Source organism: Nitratireductor aquimarinus, from assembly GCF_017255295.1.
GTDB classification, from domain to species: Bacteria; Pseudomonadota; Alphaproteobacteria; order Rhizobiales; family Rhizobiaceae; genus Nitratireductor; species Nitratireductor aquimarinus.
The window spans coordinates 84,830-108,157 of the sequence record NZ_JAFKDE010000009.1; the positions used below are offsets into that span (position 1 = coordinate 84,830).

A 23,328-nucleotide genomic window follows, 5' to 3' on the forward strand; every position below is an offset into this window, starting at 1 on the left:
AGGGTTTCGGCAAGACGATGCGTAAAAGGGGCTCACCCGTCGATGAGCCCGATGATTTCACGCACCATCTTCATGGTCGTCTCGGCCTTTTCGCGCGCCCGGCCCGCGCCCTCGCGCAGAACGCCGTCGATATAGGCCGGATCGGCCAGGATGCGGCGCATCTCGCCGGCGATGGGGGCGAGTTTGTCCACGGCGAGTTCGGCCAGAGCCGGCTTGAACTCGGAGAACTGGCGACCGCCGAACTCGGACAGCACATCGGCCTTGGGGACGCCGGACAGCGCGGCATAGATGCCGACAAGGTTTTGCGCCTCGGGACGGTCGGCCAGACCGTCGACCTCGGACGGCAGAGCCTCGGGGTCCGTCTTCGCCTTGCGGATCTTCTTGGCGATGGCGTCGGAATCATCGGTCAGGTTGATGCGCGACAGGTCGGACGGGTCCGACTTCGACATCTTCTTGGAACCGTCGCGCAGGCTCATCACCCGCGTGATCGCGCCTTCGATAAGCGGCTCGGTGAGCGGGAAAAAGCCGTTCACCTTCTCTTCGCCGACTTCCATCTCGACGCCATAGCCAAGCTCGGCAATGCGCTGGGAGAAGTCGTTGTTGAATTTCTGCGCAATGTCGCGCGTCAGCTCAAGGTGCTGCTTCTGGTCGTCGCCCACCGGCACGTGGGTGGCGCGGTAGACGAGAATGTCAGCGGCCATGAGGCTCGGATAGGCGAGCAGACCAAGCGAGGCGTTCTCGCGGTCCTTGCCGGCCTTGTCCTTGAACTGCGTCATGCGGTTCATCCAGCCGATGCGCGCGACGCAGTTGAAGATCCATGCGAGTTCGGCGTGCTGCAGCACCTGGCTCTGGTTGAAGACGATGTTCTTCTTCGGGTCGATGCCGCTCGCCAGGAAGGCGGCGGTGATCGAGCGCGTCTGGTCAGCCAGATCGGCATGCGCCATGGTCGCGGTCAGCGAGTGCAGATCGACGACGCAATAGATGCACTCATGGCTGTCCTGCAACGCCACAAACTTCTGCAGCGCGCCCAGATAGTTGCCGAGGTGAAGATTGCCCGTCGGCTGAACGCCGGAGAAGACGAGCTCCTTGAATTCGCTCATGGATCTTTCCTGAATGCCTTTTGGAGCGCGAAAACCGCGCGCCTTGGCTTATGAACGACGCGAAACCGGCAATCAAGCCCCACGGGCCGATTGCGTTTCCGCGCCACCGGCCGGAAGCGTCTTGCCGCGCGGCGCAAGCCCCACCAGAAGGCCCGTGCGGCCGGGCAGCCATTCGGCCGCGATGGCGAACAGGAAGGAGCCTGCAAACGTCGCGATCAGCACCAGCGCATACTCTGTCCAGACGCCTAGCCCGAGCGGCAGCACGTAGTAAAGCGCCGCCACCACCACGGTCTGATGCACGATGTAGAGCGGGAAGACCTTGCGGTTGAGCCATGCGACAACGGCGCTCGGCGCGTTGAGATATCTGGCCGAGAAACCGCACAGCGCCAGGATCATCGCCCAGGCAAGCGCCAGCACAAGCGTCTTGAAAAGCGGCGTCATGGCCTCGTAATCACCGATGAAGAAGCCGCCCTCTCCCGTCCAGGAAAACAGGTAGAGCGCCACAGTCAGCGCCGTGGCGAGCGCAGCACTTCGCCAGCGCAGGGCGATTACATTGCCAATCAGCGCCTGATGATAACGCGCGAAGAGAAAGCCCAGCCCGAACCAGCTGGCCCAGACCGCAAACCATGCCCCGTCATTGTAGAGCGCATTGGTCTGGCGCGGGAAAACAGGTGACAGCGCGAGGTTGAGCACGAGCGGCAGAAGAAAAAGCAGATAGACCCACCCCGATGCGGCGACCCGCTGGAACCAGTCATTCACCGGCTTCATGAAGGGCTGATCGATCAGCCGGAACACCGGATAGCAGACGAAGGTCATCGCCAGCAGATAGGCAACGAACCACATATGCGCCCATGTGAAATTGCCGTCTGGATATTTGCCTTCGGTGAAATAACGCGTGAGCCAGAAGGTCAGGAACGAGCCCTGATAGCCATCTTCATACATGCGCTCATACCAGACCTGCGGCACGATGATGACGCACATGGCGAAGATCAGCGGCGGGAAAAGCCGCATGAACCGGCCCGTCAGGAAACCGAGATCGTGGCAGCGGCGATAGACGAACCACGTGCCCATGCCCGACACGAAGAACAGGAGCGCCAGCCGCCAGGCGCGCGGGAACTTCATGATCAGCGACAGCGCGGCGCTGCCTTCCGGCGCTTCGATCAGCCATTTCATGTCCGGAAAGAACGCCACCGACGCATGGTAGACGATCAGCAGCATGAACGCCGAGACGCGCAGGAAATCGATATAGTAGAGCCGTTGCTGCATGCCTCTCCCCCGAAATGGCAAAGGCGATGCTACACGCACCGCCTTCGAATTCCGTTAATGAGAGGGATGAGCGGTCTCAGGCGTTTTTGCGCCGGCGGCGCGCAACGCGGGCAAGCTCGCTCCGGTCGATGCCGCCCGTGAGAAGGGCGACGCCGAAATAGGCGACCACCGCAACACCGACGATGGCCGCGACCGTGAAAATGCGCACGATCAGAAGATCGTGGCCGACGAATTGCGGCAGGGCCGCGAGCAGCGCCCACACGACGCCTCCCATCACCACGCTTGCAACCAGCATGAATGTGATCCGCCTGAGCGTGACGGGCGAAGGCCGGAAATCGCCCCGCCACCAGAGTGTCGCCGCCAGAAGCAGGACATTGACCCATGCCGAAAGCGCCGTCGCCCCGGCAATCGCCACATGGCCATAGACAGGGAAGAAAAGCAGGCTCGCCGCAATGTTGACCACGACCGTGACCAGCGAGAACCACATCGGCGTGCGCATGTCTTCACGCGCGAAGAAGGCCGGCTGAAAAACCTTGGTCAGCACATAGGCCGGCAGGCCGCTGGCAAAGGCGGCGAGTGCCGCAGCTGTCATCGCCGTGTCGATGGCGGTGAACTGGCCGCGCTCGTAAAGAACCGCGACGATGGGCGCCGGCATCACCATCAGCCCGACGGCGGCCGGCAATGTGAGCCCCAGCGCGAACTCCATCGACCGGTTCTGCAAATGCTGTGCGTCGGCCTGATCGCCGGCCTTCAGCGCGCGCGAAAGTTCTGGCAAAAGCACCACGCCCACCGCGATGCCGATCACGCCCAGCGGCAGCTGGTTGATGCGGTCGGCGAAGTTCAGGAGGCCGATGGCGTTTTCCTGCGTGGAGGCGATGATCTGCCCGACCAGAAGATTGATCTGCATGATGCCGCCGGTCAGGAGCGCTGGCGCCATCAGCACCAGGAGGCGCTTGACACCCGGCGTGAGACGCGGGCGACGCACCCGCATGGAATAGCCTGCCCGCCGCGCGCCCTGAATGAGGAAAAAGAGCTGCGCCAGACCAGACGCGAACACGCCCCAGGCAAGCCATACACCCGTCTGACGCGGATCGAATTCCCAGAAGAGTGCGGCCAGAAGAACGCCGATCAGGATCACATTGAGCAGCGTCGGCACCAGCGCGGCCAGAAAATAATGCCGCATCGCATTGAGGATGCCGGAAAACATGGCCACCAGCGACATGCAGAACAGGTAGGGGAACATGATCCGCGTCATGACCACCGTCAGATCGAACTTCTCCGGCGACGCCGCAAAGCCCGGTGCGATGATGGTGGAAACCAGAAACGGCATTGCGAGCATCGCTGCCGCCGAAAGCGCCAGAAGCACGGTCATCAGAACGGCCAGCACATCTTCGCCGAACCGGCGCGCGGCCTCCACGCCGCCGCCCTCCATCTCCTTGGCGAAGAGCGGGATGAAGGCGGTGTTGAACGCGCCCTCGGCAAAGAGCCGCCGGAACAGGTTCGGAAAGCGGAAAGCGGCGTAAAAGGCGTCCGTCACCGGACCAACGCCGATGGCGGCGGCAATCAGCGCCTCGCGCGCAAAGCCGAGAATGCGGCTGGCCATGGTGGCGCTGCCAACGCTGGCGAATTTTCCGATAAGGCTCATGGATGGAAAGACCTGAAAATGGGGGCCGGACAGGGGCTGCAATTGGAACGATGGTGACGCTGAGATGCGCTGGCATGGCCCCTCGGGTCAAGCCCGAGGGTGACGAACGTCATGGGCGGCCTGTGCGGCACAGCATCCAAACGCCGGCAAACACCACCCCTTTCCGTCATCCTCGCTCCCTCTTCGTCATCCTCAGGGCTCCTGCACCATCCCGGACACCATCATCAGCCCGGCCTTTTTCGCAATGGTCAGACGCTCTTCCTCACCCCGAACCACCTTCATCGTCCTCTGAGCTCCTGCGTCATCCCTGGCCACCATCGTCAGCCCCGGCCATTTTCGCACCCCTCAGGCGTCCGCCATCATCTCAGGCGCTCGCCCTCACGGCCCCACCCTTCGTCATCCTCGGGCCTGACCCGAGGATCCATGCCGGAACACTGCTCCCCCGCCACCCCGCTCATTCGGCAGCCGCCTGCGACTTGCCCTTTGCCGGACGCTCCACCCTGCTCTCCAGCGTCTTGAGAAGAGCCGTGCGGATAGCCTCCAGCCGGTCGGCGCTGACGATCTTCTGGCCCGTCAGATCGGTGACGTAGAACGTGTCGATGACCTTTTCGCCAAAGGTGGTGATGTGCGCCGAGGCAATGTCCAGCGACAGGTCGGAAAGCGTTTCGGTCAGTTCCGAAAGCAGGCCCGGCCGGTCGAGCCCCTTCACTTCCACCACGGAAAAACGGTTCGACAGCGTGTTGCCGATCTCCACCCGTGGCTGAACCCGGAAAGCCTTTGTGCCACGGCGCGGCTTTGCGCGCTTCTCGATCACCTCGGGCAGGTAGGACTTGCCGGACAGGACATCCTCGATGAGCTTGCGCACGCTTTCCGCACGCCGGCGCTCATCCGCATCGAAGTCGAACTCGCGGCTGATCAGGATCGTGTCCAGCGCGCGGCCATGCGTTGTGGTGAAGATCTGCGCATCGACAATGTTCGCCCCCGCCGCCGAACACGCCCCTGCGATGATCGACAGGAGACGCGGATGGTCGGGCGCAAAGATGGTGATCTCGGTCACCGCCTCGAATGTGTGCGGCTTGACCATGGTGGCAAGCGGACGCTCTTCCTTCTCCGCTTCGCGGATGAAATCCGCATGGCGCAACTGGTCTTCCAGATCGACGGCGAGCAGATAGGCCGAGTAATGGAGGCCGAGATAGTCCTCGATCTCCTTTTCCTGCCAGCCGTTTTCTGCAAGGGCTGCGGCAAGCCGCAGGCGTGCTTCCTCGGCGCGGGTGGCGCGCGAGGCTTCCGAGAAACCGCCGGTCAGAAGCACTTCGGTTTCATAATAGAGCGTGCGCAGAAGCTGCCCCTTCCAGCCGTTCCAAACGCCGGGGCCGACGCCGCGAATATCGCACACGGTCAGCACCAGAAGCAGTTTCAGCCGCTCCACCGACTGCACCTTGTCGGCAAAATCCTGAATCGTCTTGCGGTCGTTCAGATCGCGCGTCTGGGCGACCATGGACATGTCGAGATGATGTTCCACCAGCCAGGCGATCATCTCTGTTTCCTTGGGATCGAACCCCATATGCGGGCACAGCCTGCGGGCGATGCGCGCGCCCGCGATCTCGTGGTCTTCGGGCCGCCCCTTGGCGATGTCGTGCAGAAGCACCGTGGTGTAGAGCACCTCGCGCCACGATTTCAGCGACGGCATCAGCGAGTGCGAGAGCGGATGCAGCTTCTCCCCGTCGCCATGCTCGATTTCCGAAAGCACGCCGATGCAGCGGATCAGATGTTCGTCGACCGTGTAGTGGTGGTACATGTTGAACTGCATCATCGCCACGATCTTGTTGAAATCGGGGATGAGCTTGCCGAGCACGCCGGCCTCGTTCATGCGACGCATGTTGAGCGCGGGATCGCGGTCTGACGTCAGCACGTCCATGAACAGGCGATTGGCTTCCCTGTCGCGCCGCAGATTGCGGTCGATCAGCTTCAGCGAGCGCGTGAGCAGCTTCAGCGCCTCGGGGTGATATTCGAGCCCGTGCCGGTCCGCGAACCAGAACAGCCGCAACAGGTTCACCGGATCGCGCTCGAAAACGCCTTCATCCGCCACGTTGATGCGGTGATTGTCGACGATGAAATCGCTGGTGCCGGCAAGTTTGCGGCGCCGCCGCGAGAAATTCATGAAGAAGCGGTTGAAGCCGGGCACATGCTTGCCCTGCTCCTCCTCCAGCGCTGCGCAGAAAATGCGCGTCAGGTCGCCCACGCCCTTGGCCGTCAGGAAGTAGTGCTTCATGAAGCGCTCGACATCCGAGAGGCCGGGATGGCTCATATAGCCAAGCCGCTCGGCGATATCGCGCTGAATGTCGAAATGCAGCCGCTCCTCCGCCTTGCCGGTGAGGAAGTGCATGTGGCAGCGCACAGCCCAGAGAAAATCCTCGGCCTTGCGGAACTGGAGATATTCCTTGCGGGTGAAAACGCCCTGCCCCACCAGATCCTCCGCGCGGCGCACGCGGTAGAAATATTTGCCGATCCAGAACAGCGTGTGCAGATCGCGCAGGCCGCCCTTGCCGTCCTTCACATTCGGCTCGACCAGATAGCGGCTTTCGCCCGCCTTGGCGTGGCGCAGGTCGCGCTCGGCGAGCTTGGCCTGACTGTATTCCGCGCCCGTGTCCTTCACCACTTCTTCGTCAAAGCGGGTGACCATCTCTTCATAGAGAGGTTTTTCGCCACAGATGAAGCGCGCCTCCAGAACCGCGGTGCGGATCGTCATGTCGGTGCGCGCCTGGCGGATGCACTCATCGATGTTGCGGGTGGCGTGGCCGACCTTCAGCCCCATGTCCCACAGCATGTAGAGCACATATTCCACGATCTGCTCGCCCCAGGGCGTCTGCTTGTAGGGAAGCAGGAAAAGCAGGTCGATGTCGGAACCCGGCGCAAGCGTGCCGCGCCCATAGCCGCCAACGGCGACAATCGCCAGACGCTCGGCGGAAGACGGGTTCTGCATGGGATAGACATGCGTGGCGGCGAAGTGGTGCAGCTCGGTGATCACCACGTCCATCAAATGCGACAGCCGCGCCGCGCAGGCCGTGCCGCCGCCATCGTTCATGAGCATGGTTTCGGCCGCCTTGCGGCCTGCCGCGATGTGCGCCTTCAGCGTCGCCATCACCTTCGAGCGCAGCTCTGAGCCGCCCGTGTTTTCTGCAAAACCGTCCAGTTCGGCGCGCAATGCCGCGCCATCGACGATCTGATCGAGCTTGAGTGGAACCTTGGCCATGAGCATCCCGGATTGGCGGCGCTGTATAGCGTGTTTTCGCGCGCCGCGAAACGACTGTCAAAAGATGCGGTTGCAGCGCTGACGCCCTGCCGCTATGTCGCACGGGTTTCGCACACCAAGGACACGGGTTTCAAATGGAGCTTCCCGCCCCGCTGCGCCAGGCAGTCGACGCGTTTCTGGAAGGCACGCCGCTTTCCGAAATTCAGGGCGCTGCCCAGCGCCTTTCGAAGCGCTACCGCGCCGAAACCCGCGATGGCAGCCTGCATGTGGGCGATGCGCTCGCCGCCAAGGCCTATCTGGCAACCCGCCTGCCCGCCACCTTTGCCGCCGTGCGCCAGTGCCTTTCGGAAACGGCCGCGCGGCGTGAGGATTTCGCTCCATCGCGCCTGCTCGATGTGGGCGCCGGTCCCGGAACCGCGCTCTGGGCGGCCCGCGCCGAATGGCCGGAGCTCGGTGCGGCCACGCTGGTGGAAACCAGCCGTGCGATGCGTGACGCCGGTGCAAAACTGGCCGAAGCTCTCTCCATCGACACGGACTGGCAGGCAGCCAGCGTGGAAGACGGGCTTGCGGACATCGCGCCGGCGGATCTCGTGACGCTCTGCTATGTGCTGGACGAGCTTGCCCCGGCAGCGCGCAATGCGCTGATCGACCGCCTCTGGGCGCTGACCGCTGACACGCTGGTAATCGTCGAGCCCGGAACGCCTGCCGGCTGGCAGCGCATTCTTGCCTCGCGCGACCGGCTGACTGCTCTTGGCGGACACATTCTGGCCCCCTGCCCGCACCATGCGCCCTGCCCGGTGAAAGCGCCCGACTGGTGTCATTTCTCACGCCGCGTCGCACGCTCGCGCCTGCACCGCACCGCCAAGGGCGGCGAAGTGCCGTGGGAAGACGAGAAGTTCAGCTATCTGGCAGTTTCGCGCCATGCGCCCGACGACCGCCCCGACCGCGTGCTCGCCCCGCCGAAAACGGCCAGCGGCATGGTGCGCCTGAAACTGTGCACCAGCGACGGCGCACTGGACGAACGCCTCGTCACCCGCCGCGAAGGCCGCACCTTCAAAGCCGCCCGCAAAGCCGACTGGGGCGACGCGCTTTAGGGGCGCTGGAGGGGTTGGGATGCTCAGGCATGGATCCTCGGGTCAAGCCCGAGGATGACGAAGGGAGGAATGTTCTCCACCCCGGCCCGGATACGGTTGCGAACAAGCGTCTAAACACACTCGTCATCCTCGGGCTTGACCCGAGGATGACGAGGGGGGAAGCGGGACACGGTTGCGCGAAAGATCGGGGTGTATGCACTTGCCGATCTTCTGCCGCTGAGGTGATATTGCCCGGTTGAAACGGAGAGTTTTTCCGTGACCGGTTACGTCTACATGCTCGCAAGCCAAAAACGTGGGACGATCTATATCGGCGTCACCAATGATTTGGGGCGGCGCATCATCGAACACAAGACGGGCCGGATGCCTGGCTTTACCAGTCGATACGGTGTGGCCCGGCTTGTCTGGTACGAGGAGCACTTCGATATGCGCGACGCTATCCAGCGTGAGAAGTCATTGAAGCGCTGGTCTCGTCAGTGGAAGATTGAGTTGATCGAGAAATCCAACCCGGAGTGGAACGAGCTTTTGCGTGGATGGGGCTGGTCCTGACGCTTCGAAGCGCAGGGCATGGATCCTCGGATCGAGCCCGAGGATGACGAGCTTCTTTTAACGCCTATGCGCGGATGGCATCTGCCGGTAACCCGAAACCCCTCTTCGTCATCCTCGGGCTTGACCCGAGGATCCATGCCAGAACGCCACATGCCAGAAAGCCCGCCCCGGCGTGACCTACTTCTGCGCAGCCAGCTGCTTCAGCCGATAGAGCGCGTCCAGCGCCTCGCGCGGGGTCAGGTCGTCGGGATTGATCGCCAGCAGTTCCTCGCCAACGCGATCCGGCGTCTTCGACGCTTTCGCTTCCTGCTTTGCCGCCACCGAAAACAGGGGGAGATCGTCGATCAGCTTCGACGCCTTGCCTGAGGTCTCGCCCTCTTCGAGCTGCTGCAGCACTTCGCGCGCCCGCTCCACCACCGCATGCGGCAGGCCGGCAAGCCGCGCCACCTGCACACCGTAGGAACGGTCGGCCGCGCCGCGTCCCACCTCGTGCAGGAACACCACGTCGCCCTCGAATTCCTTCACCCGCATGGTGACATTGGAGAGCCGCCCGAGCTTTTCGGAAAGCGCGGTCATCTCGTGGAAATGGGTGGCGAACAGCGCCCGGCAGCGGTTCTGCTCATGCAGATACTCAACCGCCGCCCAGGCGATGGACAGACCGTCGAACGTTGCCGTTCCCCGGCCGATTTCGTCGAGGATCACCAGCGCGCGCGGGCCCGCCTGATTGAGGATCGCCGCCGTCTCCACCATTTCGACCATGAAGGTCGAGCGGCCGCGCGCCAGATCGTCGGATGCGCCGACACGGCTGAACAGCCGGTCAACCACGCCGATGCGGGCAACGGCAGCCGGCACGAAGGAGCCCATCTGCGCCATCACCGCGATCAGCGCGTTCTGGCGCAGGAAGGTCGATTTACCGCCCATGTTCGGACCGGTGAGAAGCCAGATCGCGCCGGCCTGCTCTTCACCCGTTGGCGACAGGTCACAGTCATTGGCGACGAATGGCTCGGCCAGCTGCCGGCGCAGCGCCTGTTCCACCACCGGATGGCGTCCGCCCTCGATGTGAAATTCGAGACTGTCATCCACCTGCGGGCGGCAATAATCTTCGGCCTCGGCAATCGTGGCGAGCGCGGCCGAAACATCGAGCACCGCCAGCGCATCGGCGGCGGCGCGAATGGCGTCGGCAGCCGCCACGGCTTCTCCAAGCAGCTTCTCGAAGGCCGCCAGCTCGATCTGCTGCGCCCGGTCGGCGGCATTGGCGATGCGGGTTTCCAGCTCGGCGAGCTCGGTGGTGGTGAACCGCATGGCGTTGGCCATGGTCTGGCGGTGGATGAAGCGCGCCTTGGCCTCGTCCGTGCCGTTCATTGCCGCCGCGTTGTTGGCCGTCACCTCGATATAATAGCCGAGCACATTGTTGTGCCGGATCTTGAGCGACTTGACCCCGGTTTCCTCCGAAAGCTGCCGCTCCATCTCGGCGATCACCCGGCGCGACTGGTCGCGCAGCGCGCGCATCTCGTCGAGTTCTTCATTGTAGCCCGCGCGGATGAACCCGCCGTCGCGCTTCAGAAGCGGCAGCTCATCGGAAAGCGCCCTGTCGAGATGGGCCGCGAAATCCATCGGCAGGCCGGCAATGCCCGAAAGCGCCCCGGCGATCTCTGCGGGAACCTCCCTGCCCTGAAGCAGCTCGGCCACGCCATGCGCCGCCTCAAAGCCGGAGGCAAGCGCGCCAAGGTCGCGCGGGCCGCCACGGTTGAGCGCCAGCCGCGAGAGCGCGCGGGCAATGTCCGGCACGCCTTTCAGAAGCCGGCGCGCATCGTCGCGCAGCCCTGCCTCGGACAGGAAGAAGGACACCGCATCAAGCCGCCCGCCAATCGCGTCCGGGTCGGTGAGCGGCGACATCAGCCGCTCGTAGAGAAGCCGGCTGCCCGCCCCCGTCACCGTGCGGTCGATCGCCTTGGCAAGACTGCCGTCACGGCTGCCGGAAAGCGTGCGGCCAAGCTCCAGGTTTGCGCGGGTGGCCGGGTCGATGAACAGGCTCGCGCCCTCATCGTCACGCTCCGGCCGGCCAAGCGGCGGGCGCTCCGCCTTCTGCGTCTTCTCCACATAGGCGACCGCGCCCGAAATGGCCGAAAGCTCGGCGCGCGAGAACCGGCCGAACCCTTCCAGCGTCGCCACGCCGTAAAAGCGCGTCAGGCGCATCTCGGCGGATGCGGAATCGAACATATTTGCCGGCTGCGGATTTGCCGTCCGCCCCAGCACGTCAAACACCGGGCGGTAGGACTGGTCGTAATAGAGCGCTTCCGGCACGATCAGCTCGCGCGGGTCGATCCGCAGCACATCGGCCAGAAGCCGGTCGGGCCGCGTGGGCGCAACGCGGAACGCGCCGGTGGAAATGTCGATCCAGGCCAGCGCCAGGCTCTCATCCCCGCCCTTCACCCGGCCAAGGGCCATCAGATAGTTGGCTTCTGAAGGATCGAGCAGCTTTTCCTCGGTGATGGTGCCCGGCGTGACCAGCCGGATCACATCGCGCTTCACCACCGATTTGGAGCCGCGCTTCTTGGCCTCGGCGGGATCTTCCATCTGCTCGCAGACGGCCACGCGATGGCCAAGCCCGATCAGCTTCTGCAGATAATCGTCGGCCGCGTGCACCGGCACGCCGCACATGGGAATGTCGTCGCCCTGATGCTTGCCCCGCTTGGTGAGCGTGATGCCCAGCGCCCGGCTGGCGATCTCCGCATCCTCGAAGAACAGCTCGTAGAAATCGCCCATGCGATAGAACAGCAGCGAATCGGGATTCGCCGTCTTGATCTCGATGAACTGGGCCATCATCGGCGTGGCCCCGGCGGCAGCGGCCTGCATCGCCTTTTGGCGCATGGGCGTTTCGTCGTTCAAGGAAGGGCTCCCCGGCCTTTGCATTGGCTTTGTACTGGCTTCAAATCAACAGCTTCAAACTGCTTGGCCATTTACTGGGCAAAAGTGTAGCCTTATGCACCCGTCACTGGCAAAACTCCACAGAAAGCACATGCCAGAGCCCGTCTCCCGGAGGAAACACACCGACATGCCCGCCAGCAACAAGCCCGAACGTCAGGGACCGTCCGTCAGCCCGCAGGAAGCCCTCGACTTCCACTCCACCGGCAGACCCGGCAAGCTCGAGATCACGCCGACCAAGCCGATGGCGACCCAGCGCGACCTTTCGCTGGCTTATTCGCCCGGCGTGGCCGTGCCCGTTCAGGCCATTGCGGAAGACCCCAGCCGCGCCTTCGACTACACGACGCGCGGCAACATGGTGGCCGTCATTTCCAACGGCACGGCGATCCTCGGCCTCGGCAATCTGGGCGCGCTCGCCTCCAAGCCGGTGATGGAGGGCAAGTCCGTGCTCTTCAAGCGCTTCGCCGATGTCGATTCCATCGACCTTGAGGTCGACACCGAAGACGCCGACGCCTTCGTGAACTGCGTCAAGCTGCTCGGCCCCTCCTTCGGCGGCATCAATCTGGAAGACATCAAGGCGCCCGAGTGCTTCATCATCGAAAGCCGGCTGCGCGAGCTGATGGACATTCCTGTCTTTCATGACGACCAGCACGGCACCGCCATCATCGCCGTTGCCGGCCTCATCAACGCGCTGCATCTCACCGACCGCGACATCAAGACGACGAAGCTCGTCTGCAATGGCGCCGGCGCTGCCGGCATTGCCTGCATCGAGCTTGCCAAATCGCTTGGCCTCGCGCCTGAAAACGTCTTCCTGTGCGACACCAAGGGCGTCGTCTACAAGGGCCGCGAGCAGGGCATGAACCAGTGGAAGTCGGCCCACGCGGTGGAGACCGACAAGCGCACGCTGGCCGAAGCGCTCGAAGGGGCGGATGTGTTCTTCGGCCTTTCGGCCAAGGGCGCGCTGACGCCGGCCATGGTGCAGTCCATGGCCAAGAACCCGATCATCTTCGCCATGGCCAATCCCGATCCGGAAATCACGCCGGAGGAAGTCGCCGAGATCCGCACCGACGCCATCATGGCGACGGGCCGCTCGGACTATCCCAACCAGGTGAACAACGTTCTCGGCTTCCCCTACATCTTCCGTGGCGCGCTTGATGTGCGCGCGACCACCATCAACGACGCGATGAAGGTGGCCGCCGCCGAGGCGCTGGCCGAGCTCGCCCGCCAGGACGTGCCGGACGACGTGGCCGCCGCCTATCAGGGCAACCGCCCGAAATACGGCCCCAACTACATCATCCCCGTGCCGTTCGATCCGCGCCTCATCTCCGCCGTTCCGGTGGCCGTGGCCAAGGCCGCGATGGATTCCGGCGTTGCCCGCCGTCCCATCCTGGACATGCAGAAATACACGAACGAGCTTTCCGCCCGTCGCGATCCGCTCGCCTCCACCCTGCAGCGCATCTACGACCGGGTGCGCCGCCAGCCCAAGCGCGTGGTCTTCGCCGAGGGCGAGGAAGAACAGGTGATGCGCGCCGCCGCGTCCTATGTGAACCAGAAGCTCGGCACCGCCATTCTCGTCGGGCGCGAGGAGCAGATCCGCGAAACCGCGCGGCATGCGGGCGTGGACCTTTCCAAATCCGGCATCGAGATCATCAATGCGCGGCTTTCGCGCCGCAACGCCATCTATGCCGACTATCTCTATGAGCGCCTGCAGCGGAAGGGCTATCTCTTCCGCGATGCGCAGCGCCTGATCAACAACGACCGCAACCACTTCGCCGCCACCATGGTGGCGCTGGGCGATGCGGATGCGATGGTGAGCGGCGTGACCCGCAACTATTCGACCGTGCTGGACGATGTGCGCCGCGTGATCGACGCCCGCCCCGGCCACCGGGTCATCGGCGTGTCGCTGGCGCTGTGCCGGGGCCGCACCGTGCTCGTGGCCGACACGGCGGTGCACGACATGCCCAATGCCGAAGAGCTGGCCGACATTGCCGAGGAGGCCGCAGGACAGGCCCGCCGCATGGGCTATGAGCCGCGCGTGGCGATGCTCGCCTACTCCACCTTCGGCCACCCGCCGGGCGAGCGTTCCGACCGTGTTCAGGAAGCGGTGAAGATGCTCGACAAGCGCCGGGTCGACTTCGAATATGATGGCGAGATGGCCGCAGACGTGGCGCTGAATTCGAGCCTGATGCAGCAATATCCGTTCTGCCGCCTGTCAGGTCCGGCGAACGTGCTCGTCATGCCCGCCTTCCACTCCGCCTCCATCTCCACGAAGATGCTTCAGGAACTGGGTGGCTCCACCGTCATCGGCCCGCTTCTGGTGGGACTGAACAAGTCGGTGCAGATCGTCCCGCTGAACGCGAAGGATTCGGATATCGTGAACATGGCCGCGATTGCGGCGTATAACGCGGCGGTTTGAAAATTACGGGCCGTATGAGAGTACGGCCCGTAATATTATGTATTTATGATTGAATTTACAGATAAATATCACTCATACTCTCGTCGCAAGCTTTCTCTTATCCTTAGAATTTCAGAATAAGTCTCTTCAAACTCCGCTTCTTCATCTCCATGAAGAGGATTCCTATCAATCGAAAAGGTATTTCCACGTATCACATCTAAAATTCTAATTTCGTCTAGAGATACGCTTGGTAAAGCCACACTTAGCAGCCAGAGCCCCAGCCGTGCAGAAGATTCGGACAGCACCGGGTCAGGCGCGAAATATGGATATACCGCGTGCTGCACACCCAACCCGTCCCTTACCGAAAGAATACTATCTACCTTTACTGTGGCATCCAATTCGGGAAATGAATATTGAGCTTTTAGCTGATCCCCGGGCCGAAAAGGCTCATTCGTCCAACGACGACGCTCGTTCCACCACAAGAGGAAGCCATCTCGCAAGCGAGGGTATAAATCCGACCTTCTAGCATTTGCAGCGATCCGTTGGCTGACGAGTTCATGAAGATCTCCGGACGCAAAAGCGTGGCGCTTGGCATCAGCCCAGAAAGGAGCATAAAAATCTCCGCCGGAAGAACTAGCTCCATTTTCCCGCCCAATATCCTCTCGAATATCAGCACGTATCGCGGAGCGCTGCTTACCAGCATCGAGGAACATTATTTTAAGCAGCTTCCGAAGATGGACTCTGTCTAACGCCATGCCTCCTCCAAAACGAACGATCAACAAAACATAATACTGCGAAAATAAATTTATAACAAATAAAACAATCAATAAAATAGCAAAATATTAGCCAACTTAAATCTACAGATAGCGACAAAACAACATAATAAAAATAGAAAAAACCGGGCAACGCATCACCCGGCCTTCGTGCCTTGAAGCCCCAGCCACGCATCCGCGCAGCCAACACTCAAGCAGCAAAACGCTGCGCTTCGGCCCCGTAGTAATTGATATACCGGTCCGAGATCGCCTCCACCGGCAGGACCACGAACACATCCGTGGTGCCGAAATCATGGTCGATCACGCAGCCTTCGCCAAAGCGCGCGCCGAGGCGCAGATAGCCTTTTACCAGCGGCGGCATGGCGGCGAGCGCGGTGCGCATCTGGATGGCTTCCTTCGGCATCAAATCCATCGGCGCATAGCGGCTGGCCACAGCGCGCACATGCCAATCGGCCTCCACCTGGCAGAAATGCCCGAGGAAGGAGAGCGCCTCCGCATGGGCGGCCGGCACCACACCGGGGAATGAGGCGCAGCCCATCATCACGTCGATGCGCTTCTTGCGGCAATAGGCCCAGATGCCCTGCCATAGAAGCTCGATGGTGCGCTTGGTGCGATAGGCCGGCAGCACGCAGGAGCGGCCAAGCTCCAGAAAGCGGCGGCCATCATGGCGGGCCATCAGCGTTTCGATGGCGAACTCGTCTTCGGAATAGAACTTTCCGGCCCGGCGCGCGCCCTCCGGCGTCAAAAGCCGGTAGGTGCCCACGATCCGGTCCACATCTTCGCCCGGAAGCGTGGTGTCCAGCACCAGAAGATGGTCGCAGACGGCGTCGAAACCGTCCATGTCGCGCTCTTCGGCCATGCCGCCCTGCGGCGCGCGCGCGCCCATCTCCTCGTAGAACACGCGGAAACGGATGGTCTGGGCGGCGGCGACTTCCTGCTCGCTGCCGGCAAGGCGCACTTCAAGCGGCCCGATGCGGCCGAGCAGTGCACCGTCGGCGCCGTCAAGCAGCGACGCTGCGGCCCGATCGTTCAAAGAGGTCTGGTTCAGCGCGATGCCCTGCATTGCTCTTACTCCTCCGCGTGGCGTTGACGCTGAAATACTGCTCTGCTGCGACAGAACTGTGACACTAAAGCATCGGACCGAAAAGTGGAATCCGGTTTTCGGCCACTCCGATGCTTCATCATTATTTGAGATCGTCCTTTGTGCGTCCGAACGGACGCACGGCGATCTAAAGCATCGGACCGAAAAGTGGAATCCGGTTTTCGGTTATTCCGATGCTTCATCATTATTTGTGATTGTCCTTTGTGCGCCCCAAAGAGCGCACGGCGATCTAAAGCATAGGACCGAAAAGTGGAATCCGGTTTTCGGCCATTCCGATGCTTCATCATTATTTGTGATTGTCCTTCGTGCGTCCGAATGAACACACGACGATCTGGCGTCGAGGTCGTGATTCACGAGAGGCAGGTATCAGACCACCGCGTGCATATCCAGTGCGGTGAGCAATTCATCCGGGTCCAGCGGCTTGGTGACGAACCCGTTCGCCCCGTGCGCCAGAACGCCATGGCGGGTTTCTTCCTGCCCGTCGGCGGTCAGAACGAGGATTGGCAGCGGCGCGAGGCCCGTCTCCTCCTCATGCCGGCGGATCGCATTGATGGCGTCCAGCCCGTCCATCACCGGCATGTGCAGATCCATCAGAACGATGTCGTAGCGCGCATGCGCCTCGTCGTTCACCGCTTCCACCGCCTCGCGCCCGTTCGACACGATGCGCACCCGGTGGCCGGCCTTGCCGAGTGCGGCGCGCGCCAACATGGCGTTGATCTCGTTGTCCTCGGCCACGAGGATGTTGAGCCCGTTCTTGCGGTGCGCCTGGCGCGGTGCGCTGCCGGCCTCTTCGCCTGCATCGGCCACGGGCCAGGCGATTTCGCCATGCGCGCTCAGAAGCTGGCGCACCAGCGTGTTGCAGCGCACCGGGCGGGCGAGGAAGGCCCCGTAGCCACTGGCGCGGAAAGCCGCCAGACGCCCGCGCTCCGATGGCGTGATCAGGGTGAGCGCGCGCCCGCCGCCCACGCCAAGCCCATGCAGCCGGGTGATCAGCGCGCCATCGTCGCTTTCAAGCGAGGCGTCCACCAGAACCGTGTTGAACGGCGCGCCGCCATCTTCGGCCAGCCGCGCCGCATCCTCTGCGCTGGCGGCAATTGCCGCGCGCCCGCCATGGACGCGGATCGTCATGGCGATGGTCTCCGCCTCCTGCGTGAAGGGCGAGAGGATGACCGCGTTCACCTCTTCCAGAATGGGCTCCACGCGCATGCCCTCATCGTCGCTCTCGCCAAGCGGCAGGAGCACGGCGAACTCCGAGCCCTCGCCCGGCGTGCTGGCAACCGTGATGGAGCCGTTCATGGCGTCGATGATGCGCTTGGTGATGGCAAGGCCAAGCCCCGCGCCGCCATGGCGGCGGGTCGAGCTGCCATCCACCTGCTCGAAATCCTTGAAGATGCGGTTGATGTCGTCCTTTTCCAGGCCCGGCCCGGAATCGGCCACCGCAATGCGCAGCGCCGGCTGGCCGTTCTTCTCCGCCCGCGTCACCGCCACGGTCACGCCGCCCTCATCGGTGAACTTGACCGCATTGCCGAGCAGGTTGAGCAGCACCTGGCGCAGACGCCCCGGATCGGCCGTGATCGTCTTAGGCAGGTCCGGCGCGATGTAGCAGCCAAGCCCGATATCCTTGGCGAAGGCGCGGGCCGCCAGAAGCTCCACCACGTTCTCCACCATCTCATGAACCGAGAGGCGGCGCGGCTCCAGCTCCAGCCGGCCTGCCTCGATCTTGGAATAGTCGAGCAGATCCTCGATCAGCGCCACCAGCGCGCTTGCCGAGGTCGAAACCGCCCCCACATAGGTGCGCTGCTCGGGCGTCAGCTCCGTGTCGGCCAGAAGCGTGGCCATGCCCATAATGCCGTTCATCGGCGTGCGGATCTCGTGGCTCACCGTCGCCAGAAAGCTGGATTTCGCGCGGCTCGCCTGCTCGGCCCGTTCGCGGGCGTTGATCAGCGCCGTCTCTGCCCGTTTGCGCGCCGTGATGTCGCGCGCGATGGCGCGGTGCGAGACCGAGTCCGCCTTGTCGTCACGCACCGAATGCTCGATCCACGAATACCAGCGAATGCCGTTGCGCGTGTGGATCGCCACATCGGTGGAGCTCAGGCATTCGCCATCGGAAAACGCCGCATCCGGCACGAGGCCGATATCGATGCCAAGCTGGCTAAGCGTGTGCCCCATCAGCGAAGACGGATCGCGGCCCAGAAGGTCTGCGAACACCCGGTTCACATAGACGATGCGGCCACCCCGGTCGCGATGCACGATCAGATCGCCCAGCGCGTCGACCAGCCCGTGAAAGCGCTCTTCGCTTTCGCGCAGCTCCCACATGCGGTCCGCCAGATCTTCCAGCTCGCCGCGATTGACCGCTTCCTTCTCCGCCAGTTCCGAGACAAGCCGGCGGTCCATGGTCGAGGCGCGGAAGGCCACCGCCAGCGCTATGCCGCCCAGGATCACCAGCATCATGCTGATGAGCGGCGAAGCGCCCGTCAGATGGCTGAGCCCGGCAATGAAGATGATGGCGAGCCCGACCGCGACCTCGCCGTAATGCGTCTGCACCGGCAGCGACACCGGCGCGAGCGCCGGCGGCTTGATGCGGATCCGTTTGCGTGGCTTCGTCTCTGTCGCGAGCTTCTTCGCCGGCTTTGGATCGATTATGTGCTTCCCCGCCCTTTTCATGGCCGCGACTTTACGCGACGGGAATTACGGAAGCTTTTGGCGGATCGCTCGCATTTTAACGGTTCCGCGCCGTTACGGCATCTCCACCACCACCCGGCCGCGCACCCGGCCCTCGATGATGTCTTCCGCCGCCGAAAGCACGTCGCCAAATGGGATCACGCTGGCGATGGAGCTGAGTTTCGCATGGTCGAGTTCGGTGGCGATGCGCCGCCAGGCTTCCAGCCGCAGCGCTTTCGGGGCCATCACGGAATCGATGCCCAGCAGCGACACGCCGCGCAGGATGAACGGCGCAACGCTTGTCGGCAGGTCCATGCCCTGCGCCAGCCCGCAGGCCGCCACCGCCCCGCCATAGGAGGTCATCGACAGCACATTGGCGAGCGTGTGGCTGCCCACGGCGTCCACGCCGCCGGCCCAGCGCTCCTTGCCAAGCGGCCGGGCGGGGCCGGAAAGCTCTTCCCGGTCGATGATCTCGGCAGCACCCAGTTCCTTCAGATAATCGGCTTCGGAGGCGCGGCCCGTCGAGGCGATCACGTGATGCCCCTGTCCGGCAAGCAGCGCCACGGCGACAGAGCCGACACCGCCGGCAGCGCCCGTCACCACCACCGGCCCGCGCTCCGGCGTGATGCCGTGGCGCTCCAGCGCCATCACGCACAGCATGGCCGTGTAGCCGGCTGTGCCCACCGCCATCGCATCCTTCGCGCTCATGCCGTCGGGCAGCGGCACGAGCCAGTCGCCATTGACCCGCGCGCGTTCGGCATAGGCGCCGTAATGCGCTTCGCCCACGCCCCAGCCATTGAGGATGACGCGGTCGCCTTCCTTCCAGTCGGGATGGCTTGATGTCGTGACCGTGCCGGCAAAATCGATGCCGGGAACAAGCGGAAAGCGGCGCACCACCGGGGCCTTGCCGGTGATGGCGAGCCCGTCCTTGTAGTTCACCGTGGTCGCTTCGACGGCAATCGTAACGTCGCCCTCCATCAGGTCGTCTTCGGAAAGCTCCGTCCAGGCAACGGATTGCTTCTTGTCTTCATCCCGCGAAATCAGAACCGCTTTGAACGTCTCCGTCATCACTCACTCCGGCTGGTTACGGTCTTCAATGATGAGAGAGAGTGCGGCGCGCGGGGCGCAAGGTCAATCCGGGCGCGCCTCACCGCCTGAGCGGCCCGGGCGACCACGCCGCCAGTCGAGAAACTCCTCGAGGATCACAAGCCCCGCTCCCACGGTGATGAAGACATCCGCCAGATTGAAGATCGCAAACGACCAGACCGGCGTGTGGAAGTAGATGTAATCGGTGACGAAGCCGAGGGTCAGCCGGTCGATGAGATTGCCCACCGCGCCGCCCAGAATGAGCGCGAAGCCTAGCCGCGCCCAGGTCTGCGAAGCGCCGGTGCGCAGCGCCAGATAGCCGATGAACAGGATCACCCCTGCCATCACGATGCTGAGCCCGATGCCGCTCATGCCCGAGAACATGGAGAAGGCGATGCCGGTGTTGCGCGAATGCAGAAGCGAAAGGAACGGCAAAAGGTCGATCCGCTCATGCAGCGGCATCATGGTCTCGACCAGTTCCTTCACCACCTGATCGGCAAGCGCAAACAGAGCGATCAGAAGGCCGTAAAAACCGATGCTGCGCATGCTCATGCGCCCGCCCTTTCCTCAAGCGGCAGCGCATCGCGCCGGATCTCGTAGAGCATCACGCCTGTCGCCACGGCGAGGTTGAGCGAATCCGCCCGCCCCGCCTGCGGAATGCGCACCAGCGTGTCGCAGCTTTCCGCCAGCACGTCCGGCAGGCCCTGCTGCTCATTGCCCATCAGGAGCAGCACCGGCCCCTTCCGGTAATCGACGGTGCGGTAGTCGACCGAGCCCTTCAGATGCGTGCCGACCACACGGCCGCCAAACCCCTTGCGCCAAGCAAGAAACGTATCCTGGCTCGCGCGCACGATCGGCACGGCGAAGATGGAGCCCATGGTCGCGCGCACCGTCTCGAAGGAGAACGGGTCGGTGCAGTCGCCAACCAGGATGATGCCCTTTGCGCCAACGGCGTCGACCGTCCGCAAAACCGTACCCAGATTGCCCGGATCACGCACCCGGTCGAGCGCCACCCACACCTCGCCATCGGCCGGCTTCACGCTGGCAAGCGGCGTCGTCTTCTGCTCGAAAACGCCCACCACCATCTGCGGATTGTCGCGCTTGGTAACAGCCGACATCACCTTCTCGCTGACGATCAGCACGAGGCCGCCGGCAGCCACGGTGCGGGCGGCCAGCCGCTCCACCGCTTCATTGCCGCGCCCCGCCTTGGCGTAGAGCAGCGTGCGGATCGTCCAGCCGGCGTCGAACGCGTCGATCACCAGCTTCTGCCCCTCGGCGATGAAGGCGTGTTCGCGGTCGCGAAACTTCTTCTGCGCCAGCGCGCGAATGTCCTTGATGATCGGGTTGGTCAGGCTGGTGACTTCCTTCACCTGGCCCGGCCTGCGCCGCTCGTTCTCATGTCCGCTCATGACGCCACCCAGCGCGAAAACAGCGAGGTCGACAGGGCCCGGCCCGCCGATTGCTCGCGAATGATCAGTTCACCCGATTCCACCCGACCGCCATAGCCCGCAAATGTGTCACGCATCAGCGCATGAATGGCAAAGAAGGAAGAGCGGATGGAATAGGCCGTCAGCACCACGGCCAGCGGCTTCGGCGTCAGGATCGAGCGGCAGAGATCCGCCAGATAGGGCAGATCCTCGAACAGCTGCCACACCTCACCCTTCGGTCCACGGCCATAGGCCGGCGGGTCGAACAGCACGATGTCATAGCTGTTGCCGCGCCGCGCCTCACGCTCGGCAAACTTCACCGCGTCTTCGCAGATCCAGCGGATCGGCTTGTCGCCGAGCCCGGCCATTTCCTGATTTTCCCGTGCCCAGCCAATCGCCTTCTTGGAGGCATCCACATGGGTCACTTCCGCGCCAGCGCGGGCGGCCACCAGCGAGGCAAGCCCCGTATAGCCGAACAGGTTCAGCACCTTCACGGGACGGCGCGCCTCGCGCACCAGCGTTTCCATGTGCGACCAGTGGGTCGCCTGCTCGGGGAAAACGCCCACATGGCGAAACGAGGTGAAACGGCCCAGATAGTCGATCCCGTCATGGCGCATGGGCCAGGTCTCGCCCAGCGGCTCCTTCGGAAAGCGCCAGCGCCCCATGCCCTCTTCATCCGTGTCGCCGGTGAAGATGGCGTCGGCCTTCTGCCACTCGGCCGGACCGAGTGCGGGCTGCCAGATCGCCTGCCCCTCGGGGCGCACGATGCGGTAAGGACCGTATTGCTCGAGCTTCTGCCCGCCGCCGGAATCCAAAAGCGCATAATCGTCATTGGGCAGCACTTCCAGAATGACGGGCAAACGCTCGTCAGGAAGCTTGCCCTGACGGCGCGGCGGCGCGGGGCGTGAATTGGGTTCGGACTGGCCCTGCGTCTTCTCGCGGGGGGCCGTCTGTTTTTTTGGGCTGCGCCGGTCATCGTTCCGGCGCTTGGCGCGCGCAGGCTTCAATCGGGTCTCCGCCAATGAGCTATAATGCCCGCGCTTCTGCCACAGGCGCGCGGGACAGGCAACAAAGCCGTCAGCGATGCTTTTCGTAGATCGCGATACCGCCGGCCAGATCTTCGATGGCCGCGCCGACGGATTTGAACAGCGTGATTTCGTCGTCGCTCGTCCGCCCCGGCTTCTCGCCGCGCGTCAGCTCGAAGAAATCCGCCTTGATGTCATCCGCCGTAAGTGCGCCGGCGGCAATCGCCTGAACGACGTCGCCGGCCTCCTTGGTCGCGCCGGCATGCGTGTCCACGAAAACCGACGCACGGCGCATCGCCTCGTCGTCGCTCTCGCGCATGGTCGGCGTGAACGCGCCCACCAGATCCACATGAACGCCGGGCTGCAAAAGCGCGCCCTTGACCAGCGGCACGGTGGAAAGCGTTGCACACGACACGATGTCCGCTTCGCCGATGGCAGCATCGAGATCGTCGGCCACGGAGGCGTTCATGCCCTCAGCGCGCAGCGTCTCCGCAACCTTCTCGGCATTTTCGCTGGAGCGGTTCCAGATCCTGATATCGTCAATCGGCCGGATCGCCGAATGGGTGCGTGCCAGCATGGGCGAAAGCGCGCCCGCTCCGACGATCAGCAGCTTCGAGGCATCCTTCCGCGCCAGATAGGAGGCGGCGAGACCGGAGGCGCATGCGGTGCGCCATGCCGTCAGGCGCTGGCCGTCGATCAGCGCCAGCGGTTCGCCCGTGGTGCCGTTCATCAAGAGATAGACCGCCATCACCGCCGGTTTGCCGATGGCGTTGTTGTCCGGCGAGACTGCCGCGATCTTCACGCCGATATAACCGGAATCGTCGCCCGCCAGCCGCGAAAAGTCGCTCCATGCCGGCATGAGAAGAAGCGTGCTGTCCGCGCCTTCAGGCCGTTCGATATTATGGTGATGACGCACCGGCTGAACGGCGCCCTTCCTGAAGGCTTCGCCCAATGTCTGCACGAGTTCGGCATAGTCCAGGCACGCGTCGACCTGGTCGGCGGAAATGGAGAGCATTGGCTGGGCCTTCTG

General features: G+C 63.5%; 16 protein-coding genes. 3 read left to right on the forward strand and 13 right to left on the reverse strand.

Annotation, left to right across the window (positions count from 1 at the left end; genetic code table 11):
• Positions 1-32: 32 nt before the first annotated feature.
• The 4 genes from trpS to JYP46_RS16315 form a co-directional block, all read right to left on the reverse strand.
• Positions 33-1,100, reverse strand: coding sequence for a tryptophan--tRNA ligase (gene trpS / locus JYP46_RS16300; RefSeq protein WP_206548709.1), 1,068 nt, complete (start codon positions 1,098-1,100; stop codon positions 33-35).
• A gap of 72 nt (positions 1,101-1,172) precedes the next feature.
• The gene (locus JYP46_RS16305; protein ID WP_206548710.1) at positions 1,173-2,366 is read right to left on the reverse strand and encodes an acyltransferase family protein; all 1,194 of its coding nucleotides are present in this window, start codon (positions 2,364-2,366) and stop codon (positions 1,173-1,175) included.
• A 76-nt stretch (positions 2,367-2,442) separates the two neighbouring features.
• Positions 2,443-4,011 carry a murein biosynthesis integral membrane protein MurJ gene (gene murJ, locus JYP46_RS16310; protein WP_206548711.1) on the reverse strand — a complete coding sequence of 523 codons (1,569 nt, stop codon included), beginning with the start codon at positions 4,009-4,011 and terminating at the stop codon, positions 2,443-2,445.
• A gap of 454 nt (positions 4,012-4,465) precedes the next feature.
• A complete protein-coding gene (locus JYP46_RS16315) occupies positions 4,466-7,264 on the reverse strand; it encodes a [protein-PII] uridylyltransferase (RefSeq protein ID WP_206548712.1) in 2,799 nt (932 codons plus the stop codon).
• Positions 7,265-7,398: 134 nt separating this feature from the next.
• On the opposite strand from JYP46_RS16315, the gene JYP46_RS16320 reads away from it, so the two are divergent.
• Together JYP46_RS16320 and JYP46_RS16325 are read left to right on the forward strand one after the other, a co-directional pair.
• Positions 7,399-8,358, forward strand: a complete 960-nt coding sequence (locus JYP46_RS16320; RefSeq protein ID WP_206548713.1) for a small ribosomal subunit Rsm22 family protein — start codon at positions 7,399-7,401, stop codon at positions 8,356-8,358.
• Positions 8,359-8,613: 255 nt separating this feature from the next.
• The gene (locus tag JYP46_RS16325) at positions 8,614-8,904 is read left to right on the forward strand and encodes a GIY-YIG nuclease family protein (protein ID WP_113153950.1); all 291 of its coding nucleotides are present in this window, start codon (positions 8,614-8,616) and stop codon (positions 8,902-8,904) included.
• Between the two features lie 177 nt (positions 8,905-9,081).
• Here JYP46_RS16325 and mutS read toward each other — a convergent pair whose 3' ends face one another.
• Positions 9,082-11,775 carry a DNA mismatch repair protein MutS gene (mutS, locus tag JYP46_RS16330; RefSeq protein WP_206548806.1) on the reverse strand — a complete coding sequence of 898 codons (2,694 nt, stop codon included), beginning with the start codon at positions 11,773-11,775 and terminating at the stop codon, positions 9,082-9,084.
• A gap of 184 nt (positions 11,776-11,959) precedes the next feature.
• Between mutS and JYP46_RS16335 the strand changes: the two genes are divergently transcribed.
• Positions 11,960-14,245 (forward strand): NADP-dependent malic enzyme, encoded by a 2,286-nt coding sequence (locus JYP46_RS16335; RefSeq protein ID WP_113153949.1) that lies wholly within the window; start codon positions 11,960-11,962, stop codon positions 14,243-14,245.
• 68 nt (positions 14,246-14,313) lie between these two features.
• Here JYP46_RS16335 and JYP46_RS16340 read toward each other — a convergent pair whose 3' ends face one another.
• The 8 genes from JYP46_RS16340 to lhpI form a co-directional block, all read right to left on the reverse strand.
• Entirely contained in the window at positions 14,314-14,979 is a 666-nt protein-coding gene (locus tag JYP46_RS16340; protein WP_206548714.1) for a hypothetical protein, read from the reverse strand.
• Positions 14,980-15,187: 208 nt separating this feature from the next.
• Positions 15,188-16,060, reverse strand: coding sequence for a l-ornithine N(alpha)-acyltransferase (gene olsB / locus JYP46_RS16345; protein ID WP_206548715.1), 873 nt, complete (start codon positions 16,058-16,060; stop codon positions 15,188-15,190).
• A gap of 405 nt (positions 16,061-16,465) precedes the next feature.
• A complete protein-coding gene (locus JYP46_RS16350; RefSeq protein ID WP_206548716.1) occupies positions 16,466-18,763 on the reverse strand; it encodes a PAS domain-containing hybrid sensor histidine kinase/response regulator in 2,298 nt (765 codons plus the stop codon).
• A 72-nt stretch (positions 18,764-18,835) separates the two neighbouring features.
• Positions 18,836-19,828, reverse strand: coding sequence for an acrylyl-CoA reductase (NADPH) (gene acuI / locus JYP46_RS16355; protein WP_206548717.1), 993 nt, complete (start codon positions 19,826-19,828; stop codon positions 18,836-18,838).
• Between the two features lie 63 nt (positions 19,829-19,891).
• Positions 19,892-20,398, reverse strand: coding sequence for a signal peptidase II (lspA, locus tag JYP46_RS16360; protein WP_113153944.1), 507 nt, complete (start codon positions 20,396-20,398; stop codon positions 19,892-19,894).
• A complete protein-coding gene (locus tag JYP46_RS16365) occupies positions 20,395-21,255 on the reverse strand; it encodes a TrmH family RNA methyltransferase (protein ID WP_206548718.1) in 861 nt (286 codons plus the stop codon). The genes lspA and JYP46_RS16365 overlap by 4 nt, the downstream gene beginning before the upstream one ends.
• A complete protein-coding gene (locus JYP46_RS16370; protein ID WP_113153942.1) occupies positions 21,252-22,280 on the reverse strand; it encodes an RsmD family RNA methyltransferase in 1,029 nt (342 codons plus the stop codon). Before JYP46_RS16370 ends, JYP46_RS16365 begins: the two co-directional genes overlap by 4 nt.
• A gap of 70 nt (positions 22,281-22,350) precedes the next feature.
• Complete coding sequence (gene lhpI / locus JYP46_RS16375) at positions 22,351-23,313, reverse strand: bifunctional Delta(1)-pyrroline-2-carboxylate/Delta(1)-piperideine-2-carboxylate reductase (protein WP_206548719.1); 963 nt, start codon at positions 23,311-23,313, stop codon at positions 22,351-22,353.
• Positions 23,314-23,328 lie beyond the last annotated feature (15 nt).

Excerpts from the sequence above, each read along its gene's own strand:
- JYP46_RS16335 (WP_113153949.1), top strand. The coding sequence starts at position 11,960 with ATGCCCGCCAGCAACAAGCCCGAACGTCAGGGACCGTCCGTCAGCCCG.
- JYP46_RS16365 (WP_206548718.1), bottom strand. The coding sequence starts at position 21,255 with ATGAGCGGACATGAGAACGAGCGGCGCAGGCCGGGCCAGGTGAAGGAA.
- lhpI (WP_206548719.1), bottom strand. The coding sequence starts at position 23,313 with ATGCTCTCCATTTCCGCCGACCAGGTCGACGCGTGCCTGGACTATGCC.
- murJ (WP_206548711.1), bottom strand. The coding sequence starts at position 4,011 with ATGAGCCTTATCGGAAAATTCGCCAGCGTTGGCAGCGCCACCATGGCC.
- JYP46_RS16340 (WP_206548714.1), bottom strand. The coding sequence starts at position 14,979 with ATGGCGTTAGACAGAGTCCATCTTCGGAAGCTGCTTAAAATAATGTTC.
- trpS (WP_206548709.1), bottom strand. The coding sequence starts at position 1,100 with ATGAGCGAATTCAAGGAGCTCGTCTTCTCCGGCGTTCAGCCGACGGGC.
- JYP46_RS16305 (WP_206548710.1), bottom strand. The coding sequence starts at position 2,366 with ATGCAGCAACGGCTCTACTATATCGATTTCCTGCGCGTCTCGGCGTTC.
- olsB (WP_206548715.1), bottom strand. The coding sequence starts at position 16,060 with ATGCAGGGCATCGCGCTGAACCAGACCTCTTTGAACGATCGGGCCGCA.
- acuI (WP_206548717.1), bottom strand. The coding sequence starts at position 19,828 with ATGACGGAGACGTTCAAAGCGGTTCTGATTTCGCGGGATGAAGACAAG.
- JYP46_RS16320 (WP_206548713.1), top strand. The coding sequence starts at position 7,399 with ATGGAGCTTCCCGCCCCGCTGCGCCAGGCAGTCGACGCGTTTCTGGAA.
- JYP46_RS16350 (WP_206548716.1), bottom strand. The coding sequence starts at position 18,763 with ATGAAAAGGGCGGGGAAGCACATAATCGATCCAAAGCCGGCGAAGAAG.
- mutS (WP_206548806.1), bottom strand. The coding sequence starts at position 11,775 with ATGCGCCAAAAGGCGATGCAGGCCGCTGCCGCCGGGGCCACGCCGATG.
- JYP46_RS16315 (WP_206548712.1), bottom strand. The coding sequence starts at position 7,264 with ATGGCCAAGGTTCCACTCAAGCTCGATCAGATCGTCGATGGCGCGGCA.
- lspA (WP_113153944.1), bottom strand. The coding sequence starts at position 20,398 with ATGAGCATGCGCAGCATCGGTTTTTACGGCCTTCTGATCGCTCTGTTT.